The sequence below is a fragment of the Amycolatopsis sp. NPDC003865 genome (assembly GCF_053605345.1).
Genome location: NZ_JBSGJA010000021.1, coordinates 50,428 through 67,831 on the forward strand (window position 1 = coordinate 50,428; position 17,404 = coordinate 67,831).

Genomic DNA, 17,404 nt, shown 5'->3' on the forward strand with positions numbered 1-17,404 from the left:
GGGAGCAGTGGGGTGGCCGGCGCATCCGAAACCTGGGCGGAAGACTACCTGCCCGTTGATCTCGCCGGTCCGGAACCGCCCAGCAGTTGCCCGGAGGTGACCGATCCGAAGATCGCGGTTCTGCCGTTCGACGCCCTGCGCTGGGAAGACTTCGAGCGCTTGCTGCTGGATGTCGCGCAAGCGGTCGACGAGCTCGTCGAAGCTCGGCGCTACGGTGTGTCCGGCCAGGAACAGGCGGGCATCGACGTAGTGGGTCGTGGCGCCGACGGGTCCTGGTACGCCTATCAGGCCAAGAAGGTCACTCGGCTGAGCCGCGCGCAGATGCGGACCGCCCTCGACACCTTCGTCGCGGGCCGCCGGCCCTTCGACGCACGCCGGCTCGTCGTCGCCACCGCGTGCAAGGGGACGCGTGCCGAGGTCAGCGACTTGATCTACGACTACCGGACCAGGTACCCCGGGTTGGAGTTCGAGCAAGTCTGGGACGCCGAACACCTCAGCAGTGTGCTGAGACGCCATCCGCGCATTGTCGGCCGGTACTTCGGGGACGGTGTCGCCTGGCGGTTCTGCGACGCCGACGTGCTCTCGGCCTACCGGTCCCCGGACCGGGCGATGCCGGCGGTGGGGATCGCGCTCGCGCAGGCCGACCCGCTCACCCTCGGCGTTCACGAGTCGATCGAGGCACCTCGCCGCGCCGCGCGGGGGAGCGCTCTTCCGATGTATTTCCGGCGTGCGTTCGATTCGCTGCTCGACGATGTCGTGGAGTGCGCGCGACGCGGCGACAGCGCGATGGCGATCTTGGTCGGAAATTCCTCCACCGGCAAGAGCAGGGCGGCCTGGGAGGCGGTGCGAGGATTACCCGGCGACTGGCGCGTCTGGCATCCTCGTTCCGGCCCCGAAATCCTCGACGAACGGGGCCGGATCGCGCCGCGCACGGTGATTTGGCTCGACGAAACAAAGGATGTGCTGCTCTCCGGTGACACCGCGGCCGACGAACGGGTGGCCGCCGCGCTCGGCAGGCTGGTTCGCGATCCGGGGTGCGCACCCGTTCTGCTGCTGGGCACCGCGTGGCATGAACACTGGATCCGGATGACGCTCGTGCCGGGAGCCGTCGACGACCGCAAGCAGAGCCGCACTCTGCTGGAGGGGTGTCGCATCGACGTCCCCGAGTACTTCAGCGACGAGGAGCTCGCAGAGCTGCTGGCCGGGCCCGCCGGCCGCGACGAACGATGGGAAGAGGCCGCCGAACACGCCGAAGATCGGCACGTCGTCCAGTACCTGGCCGGCGGCCCGGCGCAGTTGCGGCGCTATGAACTGGCGCCACCGCCTGAGCGGGCCGTGCTCGACGCGGCGATCGACGCGCGTCGTCTCGGCAACGGATTCCGGCTCACCGAACAGTTCTTGGCGGCGGCGGCGGAGTCGGCGCTCACCGGTCTGCAGCGCGACTTGCTCGCCGATGACTGGTTCGACAAGGTGATCGCCTACACCAGCGCGCCGTGCCGCGGCGCGCGCGGTGCGTTGAGCCGCGTTCGTCGCTCACTGCTCGAAGAAGCCGAGCCGGCGGAGGGCCTGCGCCTCGCGGACTACCTCGAACAGGTCGTTTCCCGTCGTCGAGAACAACTTTGCCCGGCCGAAGGCTTCTGGCTGGCGGCCGAGCGCTTCGCCGCGAACGCACGTGACCGCGTCGTCCTGGTTCGCGCGGCTCTCGAACGGGGTCGGCTCGAGGCGGCCGAGCGGTTGGCGGCACGGGCGGCGGAGCTGGGCAACCCCCGTGGCCTGGTACTGGTCGCGGAACACCTGGAGGAGGAATTCCCCGATCAGGACGCGTTGGCCTTGTTCGCACGCGCTGCGGAGTCCGGCGACGGTTCCGCTCAAGTCAAACTCGCCTGGCGGTACGAGAAGGTCGAGCGCATCGAAGAGGCCGAGCGGTGGTATCGCGCGGCGATCGACGGGGGTGAGCGGTCCGATGCCGTCGTGGGCCTGGCTTCCGTGCTCTGGAAGCAAGGGGAGCACGAAGCGGCGATGGACCTGTACGAGGAGGCGCTCGGCAACGGTCATGCGCGGTCCGTCGAGTACCAGGCACGCCACCTGGCCGGAAGGGGCGACCACGAGCTGGCGTTGGCGCTGACCCGTCGTTCGTTCGAGGAGGGGAACACCGAAGCGTTCACGGGGCTCGCGTGGCGGTACATGTACAGCGACCACGACCGTGCCATCGAAGTTTTCCAGCACGCCGTCGAAGCCGGTGACGTCAACGCTTTGCGTGAGCTGGCGTGGGCAATGGAGGAGGATGGCGACCGCGAAGCCGCCGAGGTGTACTGCGAGCTCGCTGTCGCCTGCGGCGAGATCAATACTCTGCGCGGGCTCGGGATGATCCGTGCGAGCGCCGGAGACACCGAAGGAGCGAGAGCGCTGTTCTGGCGAGCCTACAACGCCGGGTTGTCCTGGGTTCTGCCGCAGATCGGCGAGTTGCACGAGAAGGCTGGTGCCTGGCGCAAGGCCGAGCGCATCTACCGGCGGTGCGTCCGGGAGAACGCTTCTCCTGAGGTGGCGTTACGAGGCCTCGTTCGCGTCTACGAGAATGCCGGGCGTTGCGCGCGTGCCCAAGCACTTGCGATGACCAAACCGAAGGAGCTCGTGCCGACGCTCGCCGGAGCCCGAGCGGAGCGCGGTGACCGCGACGGCGCCGAACGACTACTCCGTGCGTTGGTGGACTCCGGACACGTCGACGCGTTGCTGAAACTGGCGCAGCTGCGTAAGGGCGCGGGCGATCTCGCCGGGGCCGAGACCATGCTTCGCCGTGCCTGCGATGCCGGCGTCTTCGGCGCGCGGAAGGCGTTACGCGAGCTTCGCGGGCAACGAGTGGCTTGACGGGAACTGCTTCGAACGGCCCAAGCTCCGGGCCGCGGTTTGCCGCTACGATCACCGGGCCGCCGGGCGCTGTCCGGCGAGGGGGTTCGCACCGCCGGCTGCTCTGTTCGGACCAGCGGTGTATCTCCGCGCCGGGCCGGTGCTTCCTCACCACGGCGGAACGTGGCTGCGCGGAGGACCGGATGGCGGGTCGGCAGGCCCCGGACATCGACATCCGGGTGCTGGGACCGTTCGAAGTCGAAGCCGGGGGCAGTCCGCTCGATCCCGGCGGGCCGCGGTTGCGGGCGACACTCGCGCTGCTCGCCGCCTACGCCGGCCGGCCCGTGAGCGTTTCCCTGCTCGTGTCCCAGCTCTGGGGTCCCGAACCGCCGCCGGATGCCGAGCGGACCGTGCGCACCTACGTCTCCCGGCTGCGCCGGGCGCTGCCGGCGGTCGCCTCCCTGATCCGGACCCGGACGCCGGGGTACGTGCTGGTGGACCCGGAAACCGTGGACGCCGTGCGGTTCCGGCGGCTGGCCAGGGACGGGCACGCGGCACTGGCCGACGGTGCGGCCCGGCTCGCCCGCGAACGGCTGACCGCGGCGCTGGAACTCTGGCGCGGCACGGCCTACCCCGAGTTCGACGGGATCGCCGCCCTGGAAATGGAGCGCACCCGGCTGACGCGGGAACGCCTCGATGCCGTCCAGGGCCGCATCGACGCCGATCTCGCCGCCGGGCTCGGCGGCGAGCTCATCGCCGAGCTGACGGATCTGACGGTGGCGCACCCCGGGCACGAACGCCTGTGGGGTCAGCTGATGACGGCCCTGTACCGCGCGGGACGGCAGGCGGACGCGCTGGAGACCTTCCGGCGGGCCCGGCACGAGCTGGCCGAGCAGGCCGGGGTCGACCCCTCGCCCGCGCTGACCGACCTCCAGCGCCGGATCCTCGCGCACGATCCCCGGCTGCTCGCGGCGGTCCGGCCCGGACCGGCGCTCGCGCGGCCGGCGCAGCTGCCGCCCGCGGTGCGGGGGTTCGTCGGGCGGCCACGCGAGCTCGCGGCCCTCGACGCCGCCGCGGAGGATCCGGACGCGGGGGTCGTCGTCGCGGTGTGCGGCACGGCGGGTGTCGGCAAGACGGCGCTGGCGGTGCGCTGGTCGCACCGCGTCGCGGCCCGGTTCCCGGACGGGCAGCTCTACGTCGACCTGCGGGGCTTCGACCCCGACGGGGTGCTCCCGGCCGAAGAAGCCCTTCGCGGGTTCCTGACCACGTTCGGCGTCACCGAGCACCAGCCCGGCACCCTGCCGGAGCAAGTCGCGCTGTACCGGAGCCTGACCGCCGGGAAGCGCGTGCTGGTGGTGCTGGACAACGCCCGCGACGCCGCGCACGTCCGCCCGCTGCTCCCGGCCGGCCCGGGCAGCACGGCGGTCGTCACCAGCCGCGATTCGCTGGCCGGGCTCGTGGCCCGCGACGGGGCCCGCCGGATCGAGCTCGACGTGCTGGGCGGGGACGAGGCGGTCGAGCTGCTGCGGCAGCTCATCGGTGACCGGATCGCCGGGCCCGCGGAGCTCGAGGACCTGGCCGCGCACTGCGTCCGGCTCCCGCTCGCGCTGCGGGTCGCGGCCGAGCTCGTCGCCCGGCGGGGCCGGGTGGGGCTCGAGGACCTCGCCGACGAGCGGCACCGGCTGGACATGCTCGAGGCCGGGGCCGATGCCGAGACCGCCGTGCGGGCCGTGTTCTCCTGGTCGGAACGGCACCTGCCGCCCGCGGCGATCCGCCTGTTCTGGCTGCTGGGCCTGCACCCCGGTCAGGACGCCGGCGACGACGCGCTCGCCGCGCTGGCCGGGGTCGACGTCCGCGGCGGCCGGCACCTGCTCGACGTGCTGGCCGGCGCCCACCTCGTGGAGGCGGCCGGCGGGAACCGCCGTCGGGTGCACGACCTGTTGCGGGCCTTCGCCCGGGAGCGCGCACACGAGCGGCTCACCGAGCTCGAACGGCGAAGCGCGCTGAAGAACCTCTACGAGTTCTACCTGGCGCACGCACTGGCCGCGATGGACGCCCTGTTCCCGGAAACGGCGCGGTGGCGCCACGCGGGCGCGGAGCCTCCTCGGTCCGCGCCGATGTCGCCGGTCGCCGCGAAGGCGTGGCTGGACACCGAAAGGCTGACCCTCGTCGCGATCACCCGCACCGCGGACGGCGAACTTTCCGGGTATGCCGTGAAACTGGCGCGGGCGATCGACCAGTACCTGACCGTCGGCTACCACAACGCGGACGCGTTTTCCGTGCACCGGCGCGCGCTCTGGGCGGCCGAGCGGCTCGGTGACCGGCCCGGCCAGGCGCGCGGGCTGCTGGAACTCGGGCGGTCGCACGCCCGGGCGGGCGCCTACGGGGACGCCGACGACCACTACCGGCGAGCGCTGGAGCTGTTCCGGCGGCTGGGCGACCGCGCGGGCGAGGCGCGCACGCTGATCGCGCTGGGCCACAACGAAGGCCGCGTCCGCCGCTACCACGACGCGCTCGCCAGCTACCGCCAGGCGCTCGCCCACAGCCGCGAAATCGGCGACCGCGCCCAGGAAGCCGTGGCGCTGGCCAGCATCGGCCAGGTGCAGCACAGCCTGGGTCGGCACGAGGACGCCGTGGCGTGCTACCGCCTGGCCGCCACGATCTACGAGGAGACCGGCCAGCGCGTCGGCCAGGGCCGGATCCTCAACGACCTCGGCACCGCCCTGCAGGGCTACGGGCGGCTGACCGAGGCCCACGACCATCACCAGCGCGCCCTGCGGATCCTGCACGACATCGGCGACCGCGCGGCCGAGTCGGTCGCGCGCACCGAGCTCGGCCGGATCTGCTCGCGCTGGGGCCGGCACACCGAGGCGCTCGAGCACCACCGCCAGGCGATCGCCGTGTTCCGCGGGATCGGCGACCCGGTCGGGGAAACCGAAGTCCTCGTCAACCTCGGCACCGCCTACGAACGCATGGGCCGCCACACCGACGCGGCCGACGCGCACCAGCAGGCCCAGACCCTGGCCGCGAAGCTCGGCGACCGGCGGCTCGAATGCGCCGCTCTCAACGGACAGGGCCGGGTGGCGTGCGCGGCCGGCCGGTGCGACGAGGCGCTGGGATACCACCGGCAGGCCCTGCACCACGCCCGGACGATCGAAGACCGGGAACAGGAAGCCCAGTCGCTCGACGGGATGGCCGCCGCGCACGCCCGTTCCGGCGCGGTCGCGGAGGCACGCCGGCTCTGGTCGGAAGCGCTCCCCATCTACGAGGAGCTGCGCATGCCGGACGCCGCCGAGGTGCGGCAACGGCTGCTCGAGCCACCCGCGCCCGATTAGCGGCAGGTGGCCCGGCCGCGGCGACCGCACGGGCCGCCGCGGCCGGAGTGGCCCGTGCGTCAGACCGGGAACACGCCGAAAGCCTGCGCGGCGGTGCCGTTGCAGACCCACAGCTGCATCGCAGCGCCCTCGGTGGCCAGCCCGCCCGGCACGTCGAGGCAGTGGGTGTTCGTGCCCGCGACGCGCGACCGGAGGGTCACGAAGTCCGGCAGGTCCCGGCTCGCCTGGAACCGCTGGTTGCTGATGCCGGAGCACGGCCACTGGATGACGGGCACCTGGTTGGTGTTGAGCCCCGCCGCGTCCATGCACTTGAGCGTGACCGCGTTGCGGATCTGGAAGATGTGGTCGTCGTGGTCGACGAAGTCCCACCGCTGGAACGGGCTGCCGGTGCAGGTGACCTGCACGATGGGCACGCCGTCGGCCGACGACTCGCCCTGCGGTGCCAGGCACTTCCCGCTGGCCGTGTTCCGGACGGTGACGTCGAAGTGGTCGTCGGCGAACGCGGGCGCGGCGGCGCCCACGGTCAGTACCGTGGCCGCCGCCGACGCGAGCGCTGCCGTGACGATCCGCTTTCTCATCTGGGAACCTCCCGTGGATTCGGCTGCCGGACCGGCAACGTCCGGCGTCCGCTCACCATGGCGAAGGTCGTCGACAACCCGTCGACACCCCGTCGACGGCGGCACGGGAGTCCTCGCGTGCTACCGCTGCAACGTCAGCACCCCCGGCCGCCACGGCAGCTGGTCGTAGGGTCCGCCGGCGCTGGGGGACTTGCCCTGGTACAGCAGCTGGAGGTTGCACGGGTCGACGGTCATGGTCTGGTCCGGGTTCGCGCGGACGAGGTCACCGTGGCTGATGTCGTTGGTCCAGCCGGCACCGCTGTTGGCCTTGCCCGCGAAGGGGGTGCTCTCGCTGGCGGCCTGCGGGGTCCACGAACCGCTCAGGCTGCTCGAGGTGAACGAGCGGAAGTAACGCCCGTTCGCGCCGATCGCCTCGACGATCATCAGGTACTGGTTCTGGCCCTGGACCTTGTAGACCTGGACGGCCTCGAACAGGTTGTTCGTCGAGTCGCTCATGACGGTCGTGTAGCTCGAGCCGAAGCTGCCGGGGAAGTTCCCGATCGGCATGCTCGCCCGGTAGATCTTGCCGTTGTCACCGGCGAAGAACAGGTACATGTTCGAGCCGTCGGCGATCAGGGTCTGGTCGATCGGGCCGGTGCCGGAACCGGAGATGCTGCCCGTGAACAACGGCTGCGGCGAGGACCAGCCGTTCGGGTTCGTGGGGTCGCTGGACGTGCGGTAGATGAACGGCCATGCGCCCCACTGGTAGGCCAGCACCCAGATGTTCTTGGGCGCGAAGTAGAACAGCGTCGGCGCCACCGCGGCCTGGTTCATCCCGGTCTGGCCCGCCGAGGCCATGTCGGACCAGTTGGTGAACGGGCTGAAGGCCATCGAGCCGTAGGTGGACCCCGAGACGTTCGAGGCGTAGACGAGGTGCTGGCCGTTGTAGACGACGTTGGTGAAGTCCTTGAGCGAGACCCAGCCGTTCTTCGGCGTCGCGAGCACCCCCGTCGACGACCAGCGGTAGGTCGACGGAAGCGCGCAGCCGGTGCCGGGGGTCGTGGTCGTGGGCGTGGTCGTCGGTGTCGTGCCCGACAGGCCGGTCCACTTCTGGTTGCTGCCGCCGTTGCACGTCCAGAGCTGCACCGCGGTGCCGTTGGCCGTGCCGGCGCCGGTGACGTCCAGGCAGAGCCCGGACTGCACCCCGACCACCGTGCCGTCGGAGTTCACCCGCCACTGCTGGTTGGCCCCGCCGTGGCAGGTCCACGTCTGCACCCGGGTCCCGGCGGTGGTCGCGCTGCCCGGCACGTCGAGGCACTTGCTGCCGAACACCGTCAGCTGACCGCTCGACGTCGCCGTCCACTGCTGGCCGGAACCGCCCCAGCAGTCGTAGATCTGCAGGTACGTCCCGTCGGTTTGACTCGCGTTCGGCACGTCCAGGCACCGGCCCGAACCGACCCCGCGCAAGGAGCCGGTGACGTCGGCCGAGGCCGGCCCGGCTCCCAGCGTCACCGCCGTCGCCACGGCCGCCGCGACCGTCGCCGCGGCGGCGAGCGCCGCGACCCTGCGGCTGGTACCTGCTCTGTTCATGGTGGCCTCTCCTGCTCGAGGTGCTGTTAGCGCTAACATTCACGCCGTCACTTACCGCAAGCAGAAGAACACGGCGGATCGCCCGCCCGCAAAGACTTTCGATCGACTTTCGAGCCCTCGCCGCTACTCGAAGACCCCGAAGCCCGCCACGGCGTTCGCCCGGACGCCGTCCATGTCGAGTTCCACGCCGATGCCCGGGGTTTCGGGAAGCGTGAGGTAGCCGTCCTTGACGATCGAGCCGCTGCCGTCGGGGGCGTGGACGTAGCTGTCCCACACCGCGCGCTCCTCCAGCGCGTGCCATTCCTGGACATAGAAGTTCGGGATCGCGGCGCACTGGTGCGCCGTGGCCATCGTGCCGAGCGGCGTCGACACCAGGTGCGGAGCGAACGGGATGTAGTGGAGTTCCGCGAGGTTGGCGATCTTCTTGGCCTCGGCCAGGCCGCCGCACTTCGGCACGTCCGGTTCGATGACGTCCACCGCGCCGCGCTCGAGCAGCTCGCGGAACCCCCAGCGCAGGTAAAGGTTTTCTCCGGCGCAGATCGGGGTGCGGGTCTGCGCGCGCACCCGCACCAGCGCGTCGACGTTCTCCGCCGGCAGCGGCTCCTCGAGCCACATCAGGCGGAACGGCTCCAGCTCCCACGAGATCCGGCACGCGCTCGGCACGTCGTAGCGGGCGTGCAGGTCGATGGCCAGGTCGACGTCCGGCCCGATCGCTTCCCGGACGGCCGCCACGCGCTCGACCATCGAGCGCAGCTCGGCCGCGTTGACCGTGTGGTTGAAAGCGTCGAACTTGTCCGGGTGCCGCAGGTTGTCGATGTCGAACTTGAGGGCCGTGAAGCCTTCGGCGACCATCCGCTGGGCCCGGTCGACGCACCCGGCGACCGAGCCCGCCGGGTCGTCGCCGTCACCGCAGTCGGCGTAGAGCCGGATGCGGTCGCGGAACTTCCCGCCGAGCAGCCGGTGGACCGGCTGGCCCGCGGCCTTGCCCGCGAGGTCCCACAGCGCGAGCTCGATCCCGGAGAGGGCGATCACGAACACCCCGCTCTGCGCGCCCGCGAAAACCTTGCTGCGGCGCAGCTTTTCCCAGCACCGTTCGACGTCGCGCGGGTCTTCGCCGATCAGCAGCGGGGTCAGTGACTCGATCATCCCGACGACGGCGCCCGCGCCGGCGTCCGGGTTGGCCTCGCCGAAACCGCTGAGGCCCTCGTCGGTGTCGATCCGCACCAGCGTGGCCTGACCGTGGTAGGCGACCACGGCCGTCGTGACGTTCACGATCCGCATTGCTCTCCCGCCGCCGGGTAGTGCACAAAAGGGACTGTCGCGAGGTCCAACTTGTCCGATAAGCTGATGACATGCCAAGGAGACAAGAGTCTCCGGACGCTGTCAAGGTCCGGACCCTTCCGGTGCAGGTGGCGGCCCACCTGACCCGGCGGATCGTCCGCGGCGAAATCGAGGACGGCCGGGCCCCGTCGGAGCTCGACATCGTCCAGGAGTTCGGGGTTTCCCGCGTGGTGGCGCGGGAGACGCTCAAGATCCTCGCCTCGCTCGACATCGTCGACGTCGCGCAGGGCCGCCGCGTCGTCGTGCGCCCCCGCGCCGAGTGGGACTACCTGAGCCCGTTGCTGATCGAGTGGCTGCCCACGGAGATCGTCGACGAGCTGCTGCAGGAACTGCACCAGATGCGCGCGCTGCTCGAGCCCGAGCTCGCCGCCATGGCCGCGGCCGCCGTCACCGACGAGACGCTGGTCCGGCTCCGGAACGAGATCGAGCGGATGACGGCGCTCGAGGCGGACCCCGAGGCCTACCTCGAAGTCGACCACGAGTTCCACATGGAGATCTGCCGGGCGGCGGACAACCGCATCCTCGACCGGATCATGTACTCCGCCCGCTGGCTCGGCACCGCCAGCCGGCGCCTCACCAACGAGGCACCGGCCGGGTTGCGCCGCGCCACCGCCCAGCACACGGAGATCTACGAGGCACTCGTCGCGCGCGATCCGGAAGGCGCCCGCACGGCGATGCGCAAGCACCTGAGCAACAACTATTCCACGCTCCTCGCGGAGAAGGAGCAGCGAAGCAAGCGGGCCGCCAAGCGGCGATAGCACACTGCACCACCGAGATCCGCAATCCTTGACGAGGACGGACGAGGCATGGCAGCACCGGCGATCCCACCGATCCGGCTGGGGCTGATCGGCACCGGGCTCGCGGTCGAGAAGCTGCACTGGCCGGCGTTGCGCGGGCTCGCCGAGCGGTACGTCGTCACCACGTTCACCGACCCCTCCGCCGAGCAGCGCTCGCGCTTCACCGGCTACAGCGGGACCGATCCGGCCCTGGCCACCGCCGACCGGGCGGAGTTGCTGGCCCGTGACGACGTCGACGCCGTGCTGATCTCGGTGCCGATCCCGCACTTGTACGAGGTGGCCCGCGACGCGCTCGCGGCGGGCAAGGACGTGTTCTGCGAGAAGCCGGCGGGCGTCGACGCGCGGCAGGCCGCGGCCTTCCTCGCGCTGGCGGCCGCGCACCCGGACCGCACCTTCATGGTGGGGGAGAACTACTTCTACCGCGACGACCTGCGCTACGCCCGCGCGTTGCTCGACGACGGCGCGATCGGCCGCCTGCACCTGATGGCGTGGCGGCACGCCGGCCAGTCGGTGCCCCGGCCGGGCGGGTTCACCAGCACGCCCTGGCGGCACCGGCCGCAGTACCGCGGTGGCGTGCACCTCGACTTCGGCGTGCACCACATCGCCCAGATCCGGCTGCTCTGCGGCGACATCGCGCGGGTGCACGGTGCCGTGCAGGCGGCCAACAGCACGATCGACGCACCGTCGGACCTCACGCTCAACCTCGTCTTCACCGGAGGCGCCATCGGCAACTACACCGCGTCCTTCCCCGAAATCCCGGTCCCGCCCGAACCCAACGACATGCGGCTGTACGGCACCGAGGGTGTGCTCGTGCTCGCCGGATCCGAGTCGGAGCGCCGCGTGACCCGCAGCAGCGCCGACGCCACCACCCACACGACAGTCTTCCGCGGTATCGACAACGGCTACCGCGCGGAGCTCGTCGACTTCGCCGACGCCGTCCAGTTCGGCGCGCGGCCGGCCGGCAGCGTCGCGCAGAGCGTGGCCAACGCGATGGTCGTCCAGCGGGCGTTCGACTCCGCGGAACGGGCGGCCGCACTGGCGCTCGACGTCGTGCCCGGCGCCGGCCCGGTGCCGCTGTGGCGGCCCCGCGGCCACACCGGGCTGTTCGACGGGCTGCCAGGACAACGCATCAGCAGTTCGGCGTCCTTCGCCGCGTGAACGACCCGCAGCGCGGCGCACGCCCCGCTGTCCCGCCGGTTGCAACGTCGCCCCGTCGGTACGCGTCCGCCCGATCGGACGCGAGAGGAGTTGTCATGGAACAGAAATCGGACCTGTCGAGGCGCACGTTCCTCGGGGTGAGCGCGCTGGGGGTGCTCGGTCTCGCCGGGTGCGGAGGTGGCTCCGAGGCCCCGCCGAAGGTCGACGTCCAGGTGCCCCAGCCGCTGCTCGACCAGGCGGCCTCGCTGCGCGGCGGGTCGGTGGGGATGCTTTCGCAGAAGCTCTATTCGGAGGCCGCCAACAAGGCGCTGGACAAGTCGCTGCAGGCGTTCGCGCAGGCCACCGGCACCACGATCCGCAACGACCTGGTCTCCGGCGACGCCGGGGACATGGTCGCGAAGATGGACGCCGAGGTGAAGGCGGGCACCAACCGCGACCTGGCGTTCGTGAGCGACCGGCGGTTCGTCGGCCAGCTCCACAACCTCGGCGCGCTCACCGACGTCACCGACGTGGTCACCGACATGAAAGCGCTTTACGGCGAGCCCGCGACCGAGGCGAACGACTACTGCGTGTTCGACGGGCGCTGGTTCGCGATCCCGTACCACTTCATCGCGTCCGGGATGTACCTGCGCAAGGACTGGTACGCGGAGAAGGGCATCCCGCTCAAGCCGTACTACACGTGGGAAGAGCTGCGCGACAACGCGTTGGCGGTCTCCGACCCGGCGAAGCGGCGCTTCGGCTGGGGGCTCACGGTGAACCGCTCCGGCGACGCCAACGGCTTCATCCAGAACGTCATCAACGTCTACGGCGGGGCGATCGCGGACAACACCGGCACGAAGGTCGTGTTCAACTCGCCGGAGACCGTTGCCGCCGTCACGTTCATCGGCGACATCTACACCAACCCCAAGTACAAGCCGATGCTGCCGCCCGGGGTCGGCAGCTGGACCGACTCGAGCAACAACGAGAACTGGCTGGCCGGAATCCTCGGGCTGACGCTCAACCAGTTCAGCGTCTACGCCGACTCGAAGACCAAGAAGAACCCGGTCTACGGCAACACGCACGTGTTCAACGGAGCCACCGGACCGGCGCTCGACGTGCCGCTCGCGTACGGCGAGTCCAACTCCTTCGTCGTGTTCAAGGGGGCGAAGAACCCCCAGCTGGCCAAGGTGGTGGCGAAGTTCATGGCCGGCGGGACGGCGCTGCTCGGGGTCGCGAAGGAAGCACCGTGCCTGGTCAACCCGTCGTGGAGCAAGGTGTGGGACTCCGACCCGTACTACACGAGCGGTGACCCGGCCTTCGCCGCGCTGCGGGAGCAGACCCGCGTGCAGCTCCCGGTGAAGACCAAGACCGGCTACGCGTTCCCCCAGACCCCGAGCCCCGGCGAGCAGGCCGCCATCGCCGCCTACCTGCTGACCGACATGATGCAGTCGGTCATCCAGGGCACCAAGCCGGCCGACGCCGTCGCCGCGACCCACGGCCGGATCGTCCAGATCTTCGAGCAGCAGGGCTACCGGCAGTGACCATCCTCCGTCCGCGTCCGGCGCCGGCCCGGCCGGCGCCGAGCGCGTCTTCCTCGCTCACGCGCGCGCAACGGCTGCTCGGGCGCGACTGGCGCCTCGCCGCGGTGTTCATCGGGCCGACGCTGGTGCTGGTGGCCGGCCTGATCCTGGTGCCGATCATCGGGTCGGTCTTCACCAGCGCCACGGAACGCCACGGCGCCGAGACGGTCTTCGTCGGGCTGGACAACTACACCGCCCTCATCGGCGACGGCCTGTTCCACCGGGGCGTGCTCAACTCGTTCGTCTTCACCGCGTACGCCGAGGTCTTCAAGGTGACCTGCGGCCTCATCGCGGCGTTGATGCTGCACCACCTGCGGCGCGGCAAAGCGCTCCTCGCCGGGGTGATCCTGCTGCCGTGGGTGATCCCGACGGTCGTCACGGCCTTCACGTGGCGGTCGCTGCTGGACCCGATCTTCGGCAGCGTCAACGTCCTGCTCACCGAGTCCGGGATCGGGCCCGGCCTCGCCGCGATCGGGCTCGTCGACAAGTGGCCGGCGGAGTGGCTGTCCGATCCCGCGCTGGCGATGCCGTCGGTCATCCTGGTCAACGTCTGGAAGGGCATCCCGTTCTTCACGGTGACGTTCCTCGCCGGGCTCAAGGCCATCGACAGCGGTCTCCACGAGGCGGCGATGGTGGACGGCGCCTCGCCGTGGCAGCGCTTCGTCCACATCACACTGCCGGGGCTGCGGCCCGTCATGATCGTGACGGTGCTGCTGTCGTCGATCTGGACGTTCAACAACTTCGACCTGATCTGGCTGATGACCCAGGGCGGCCCGGGGGACGCCACCGCCCCGTACGTGATGGTGGCCTACTCCAAGGCCATCCAGCAGCTGCAGCTGGGCGCGGGCGCCGCGGTCACGCTGGTGATGCTGCCGGTCATCGCGATCCTCGTGGTGATCCTCGTGCGGCTGATGCGCCGCGACGACCGGCCGGGCGCGGCGGACCTCGGGCGGCGGCGGCTGACGCCCGGCCAGCGCCGGGCGCTGCCGTGGGTGGTCGTCGCCGGCTCGGTGCTCGTGCTGGCCTGGGCGTCGCCGCACATCGTCTGGAAGGCCGCGCTCGTGCTCGGCGTGTTCGTGCTCCTCGCGGCCGCCGTCGGCCGGGCCGTCTCCGCCTTCGCCGCGCGGGGCAACCGGGTGGCGGCCCGCCTGGTCGCCGGCAGCGGCTCCGGGATCGCGCTCGTGGGCTTGCTGGGCTTCGTGCTCGCGCCGCTCTACTGGATGACGATCACGGCGTTCAAGTCCGACGACCAGATCGTCGCGCGCACCGACGACCTCTGGCCGACCCCGTGGACCACCGAGCAGTTCACCAACCTGTTCACCGGGGCGTTCGGCACCTGGTACGTCAACACGATCCTGGTGTCGGTCGCGTCCACAGTGGTCGCGTTGGTCTGCGCGGCGCTGGCGGGGTACGCGCTGGCGCGGCTGAAGTTCCGGGGTTCGGAGAGCTTCACGGTGACGATCCTGCTCACCTACGTGATGCCGGGCGCGCTGCTGTTCATCCCGCTCTACCAGCTGGTGAGCGGGATCGGGCTCAACGACTCGCTGTGGTCGCTGGTGCTCGCCTACCCGACGTTCACCCTGCCGTTCGCGACGTGGCTGCTCGTCGGCTACTTCAAGTCGATCCCGGCCGACCTCGAGGAGGCCGCGCTGGTCGACGGCTGCACGCGGTTCGGGGCGTTCCGCCGGATCGTGCTGCCGCTGGCCAAGCCGGGGCTGCTCGCGGTCGCGCTGTTCACCCTCACCAACGCGTGGAACGAGTTCCTGTTCGCGTTCGTGTTCATCACCAAGGACGAGAACAAGACGCTGCCCGTCGGCATGCAGTCGATGATCTTCGGCGACGTCGTGCCGCAGGGCCAGCTGGCCGCGGCCTCGCTGCTGGTCAGCATCCCGGTCGTGCTGATGTACGGGTTCGGGCAGCGGTTCCTGGTCGAGGGCCTCACGGCGGGGGCGGTGAAGGGGTGAGCGCGATCACCGAGGAGCACGTCGCGACCGCGTCCCGGCCGAGCGACCTGCGCATCACCGACCTGCGGGTGGCCACTGTGGACGGTGTGCCGTTCCGCTCGTCGATCGTCCGGATCGACACGAACCAGGGCCTGGCCGGGTACGGGGAGGTGCGCGACCAGGCCAGCGCCACCTACGCGCTGGTGCTCAAGAGCAGGCTCGTCGGCGAGAACCCCTGCAACGTGGACAAGATCTTCCGCAAGATCAAGCAGTTCGGGTTCCACGGCCGCCAGGGCGGCGGGGTGTCCGGCGTCGAGATGGCGCTGATGGACCTGGCGGGCAAGGCGTACGGTGTGCCCGCGTACGCGCTGATCGGGGGCCGGTTCCGGGACGAGGTCCGCTGTTACGCGGACACGCCGTCGATGGCGGACCCGCACGCGATGGGCGCCCGGCTGCTGGAGCGCAAGCTGCGCGGGTTCACGATGCTGAAGATGGACGTGGGCATCGACCTGCTGTGGGACGTGCCGGGGGCGCTGATCGCGCCGCCGGGCGCCCGCGAGGACGCCACGACGATGCACCCGTTCACCGGCATCCAGGTCACCGCGAAGGGCGTCGACCACCTGGTGTCCTATGTGGACATCGTCCGGTCGGTGGTCGGCTACGACGTCGCGCTCGCCGCCGACCACTTCGGCCACATCGCCCTCGATTCGTGCATCCGGATCGGCCGCGCGCTGGAACCGTTCACCCTGGCGTGGATCGAGGACCTGATCCCGTGGCAGCTGACCGACCAGTGGCGGCAGCTGACGGCGGCCGTCGCCGTCCCGACGTGCACGGGCGAGGACATCTACCTCCTGGAAGGCTTCCGGCCCCTGCTGGACGCCGGCGCGATCCGCGTCGTGCACCCCGACCCGGCGACGGCGGGCGGCATCGCGGAGACCAAGCGGCTCGGCGACTACGCGCAGGAGCGCGGGATCCCGATGGCGCTGCACTTGGCGGCTTCGCCGATCGCGACGATGGCGTGCGTGCACCTGGCGGCCGCCACGGAGAACTTCCTGGCCCTCGAACACCACGCGGCCGAGGTGGAGTTCTGGAGCGACCTGGTCACCGGGCTGCCCCGCCCGTTGATCCGCGACGGGCACATCACGGTGCCGGACACCCCGGGGCTGGGGTTCGGCGACCTCGACGAGGAACTGGTGCGCAGCCACCTCGACCCGCGCGACCCGGTGTTCTTCGCGGAGACGAAGCACTGGGACACCGAGTCGAGCCACGACCGGCTGTGGAGCTAGGCGCGCCCCTGTTCCGCGCGCCACCGCTCGTATTCGGGCCGGGCTTCGTCCGAAAGCGGGTAGTACCGCCGGAGATCGCCGCCTTCGGAGAGCCGGATCCGGGAGAACTCCTCCCAATCGGCGTGCTCCCGCGCGTTCGCCACCAGCGCGGGGGCGAGCTTGACCGGCACGACGACCGCGCCGTCGTCGTCGGCGACGACGATGTCGCCCGGCTCGACCACCGTGCCGCCGCAGGCGACCGGCACGTTGACGGCGGCCGGGACGATGCCGGTCTGGGCGTGGAAGTTCGGCGTGGCACCGCGGATCCACAGGCCGAGGCCGAGCTTCTTGGCCTCGCCGGTGTCGCGCAGGCACCCGTCGATCACGACGCCCGCGCCGCCGCGGCCCTTGAAGTAGGTCAGCATCATTTCGCCGAAGACGCCGCTGCTCATGTCACCGCGCGCGTCCACGACGATCATGTCGCCGGGCTGGGCGTGGTACATGACGTGGCGGTGCAGTTGTTTTTCGGGTTCCTCGTACTCGTCGACCGGGTAGAGGTCCTCCCGCTTGGGCAGGAACTGCAGCGTCAGCGCGGGCCCGGCGACGCGCACGCCGGGAGTCCACGCGACGGGGCCGTTGATGAAGGCGCTGCGGATGCCCATCCGGCTGAGCTCACCGGTGGCGGTGGCACTGCCGATGGCCGCGAGGGCGGCGCTGAGTTCGGCGGGCGGGCGAACGATGTCGTGCGTCTCGACCACGTCGATGGCTCCCTCGGGTCCGCGTCGACCTTGCCGGTGTCGGTCTTGATCCAAGCCTAGCCCGGCCGGGGCGAATCGGACCAGCGTCCGCCGTGATCATGAAGGGTAAAGCCGGATTAATGTGCGGGAATCACGGGTTTTGCATCCGTAGAGAAAACTTCACCCCAACGGCTGATGGGTGCGTTCACCGGGAGCGTTAGATTTCGTCTGCGGCTCCGGGTTCCCGGGTAGCTGACTTGACTGCCTCTTCGCAGGCT

11 protein-coding genes are annotated in these 17,404 nt (G+C 70.8%); 7 read left to right on the top strand and 4 right to left on the bottom strand.

Annotated elements, in window-relative coordinates; genetic code table 11:
* Positions 1-12: 12 nt before the first annotated feature.
* Together ACWEVP_RS38155 and ACWEVP_RS38160 are read left to right on the top strand one after the other, a co-directional pair.
* Positions 13-2,865, top strand: a complete 2,853-nt coding sequence (locus ACWEVP_RS38155) for a hypothetical protein (protein WP_452067441.1) — start codon at positions 13-15, stop codon at positions 2,863-2,865.
* 182 nt (positions 2,866-3,047) lie between these two features.
* Positions 3,048-6,179, top strand: coding sequence for a tetratricopeptide repeat protein (locus ACWEVP_RS38160; RefSeq protein ID WP_452067442.1), 3,132 nt, complete (start codon positions 3,048-3,050; stop codon positions 6,177-6,179).
* Between the two features lie 59 nt (positions 6,180-6,238).
* On the opposite strand, the gene ACWEVP_RS38165 is transcribed toward ACWEVP_RS38160, so the two are convergent.
* The 3 genes from ACWEVP_RS38165 to ACWEVP_RS38175 all read right to left on the bottom strand — a co-directional run bounded on the left by ACWEVP_RS38165 (position 6,239) and on the right by ACWEVP_RS38175 (position 9,607).
* The gene (locus tag ACWEVP_RS38165) at positions 6,239-6,757 is read right to left on the bottom strand and encodes an RICIN domain-containing protein (RefSeq protein WP_452067443.1); all 519 of its coding nucleotides are present in this window, start codon (positions 6,755-6,757) and stop codon (positions 6,239-6,241) included.
* A 120-nt stretch (positions 6,758-6,877) separates the two neighbouring features.
* On the bottom strand, positions 6,878-8,326 hold the full coding sequence (locus tag ACWEVP_RS38170) for a non-reducing end alpha-L-arabinofuranosidase family hydrolase (RefSeq protein WP_452067444.1): 1,449 nt from the start codon (positions 8,324-8,326) through the stop codon (positions 6,878-6,880).
* 123 nt (positions 8,327-8,449) lie between these two features.
* Positions 8,450-9,607: a mandelate racemase/muconate lactonizing enzyme family protein gene (locus ACWEVP_RS38175; RefSeq protein ID WP_452067445.1), complete on the bottom strand. Its 1,158-nt coding sequence runs from the start codon at positions 9,605-9,607 to the stop codon at positions 8,450-8,452.
* 71 nt (positions 9,608-9,678) lie between these two features.
* On the opposite strand from ACWEVP_RS38175, the gene ACWEVP_RS38180 reads away from it, so the two are divergent.
* From ACWEVP_RS38180 to ACWEVP_RS38200, 5 genes are all read left to right on the top strand, one after another.
* Positions 9,679-10,425: a FadR/GntR family transcriptional regulator gene (locus ACWEVP_RS38180; protein ID WP_452067446.1), complete on the top strand. Its 747-nt coding sequence runs from the start codon at positions 9,679-9,681 to the stop codon at positions 10,423-10,425.
* A 48-nt stretch (positions 10,426-10,473) separates the two neighbouring features.
* Positions 10,474-11,622: a Gfo/Idh/MocA family protein gene (locus tag ACWEVP_RS38185; RefSeq protein ID WP_452067447.1), complete on the top strand. Its 1,149-nt coding sequence runs from the start codon at positions 10,474-10,476 to the stop codon at positions 11,620-11,622.
* A gap of 95 nt (positions 11,623-11,717) precedes the next feature.
* On the top strand, positions 11,718-13,142 hold the full coding sequence (locus ACWEVP_RS38190; protein ID WP_452067448.1) for an ABC transporter substrate-binding protein: 1,425 nt from the start codon (positions 11,718-11,720) through the stop codon (positions 13,140-13,142).
* On the top strand, positions 13,139-15,145 hold the full coding sequence (locus ACWEVP_RS38195) for an ABC transporter permease (protein ID WP_452067449.1): 2,007 nt from the start codon (positions 13,139-13,141) through the stop codon (positions 15,143-15,145). Before ACWEVP_RS38190 ends, ACWEVP_RS38195 begins: the two co-directional genes overlap by 4 nt.
* A complete protein-coding gene (locus ACWEVP_RS38200) occupies positions 15,142-16,410 on the top strand; it encodes a mandelate racemase/muconate lactonizing enzyme family protein (protein ID WP_452067450.1) in 1,269 nt (422 codons plus the stop codon). The genes ACWEVP_RS38195 and ACWEVP_RS38200 overlap by 4 nt, the downstream gene beginning before the upstream one ends.
* Here the strand turns inward: ACWEVP_RS38200 and ACWEVP_RS38205 are convergent.
* The gene (locus ACWEVP_RS38205; protein WP_452067451.1) at positions 16,407-17,147 is read right to left on the bottom strand and encodes a ribonuclease activity regulator RraA; all 741 of its coding nucleotides are present in this window, start codon (positions 17,145-17,147) and stop codon (positions 16,407-16,409) included. The genes ACWEVP_RS38200 and ACWEVP_RS38205 overlap by 4 nt on opposite strands.
* Positions 17,148-17,404 lie beyond the last annotated feature (257 nt).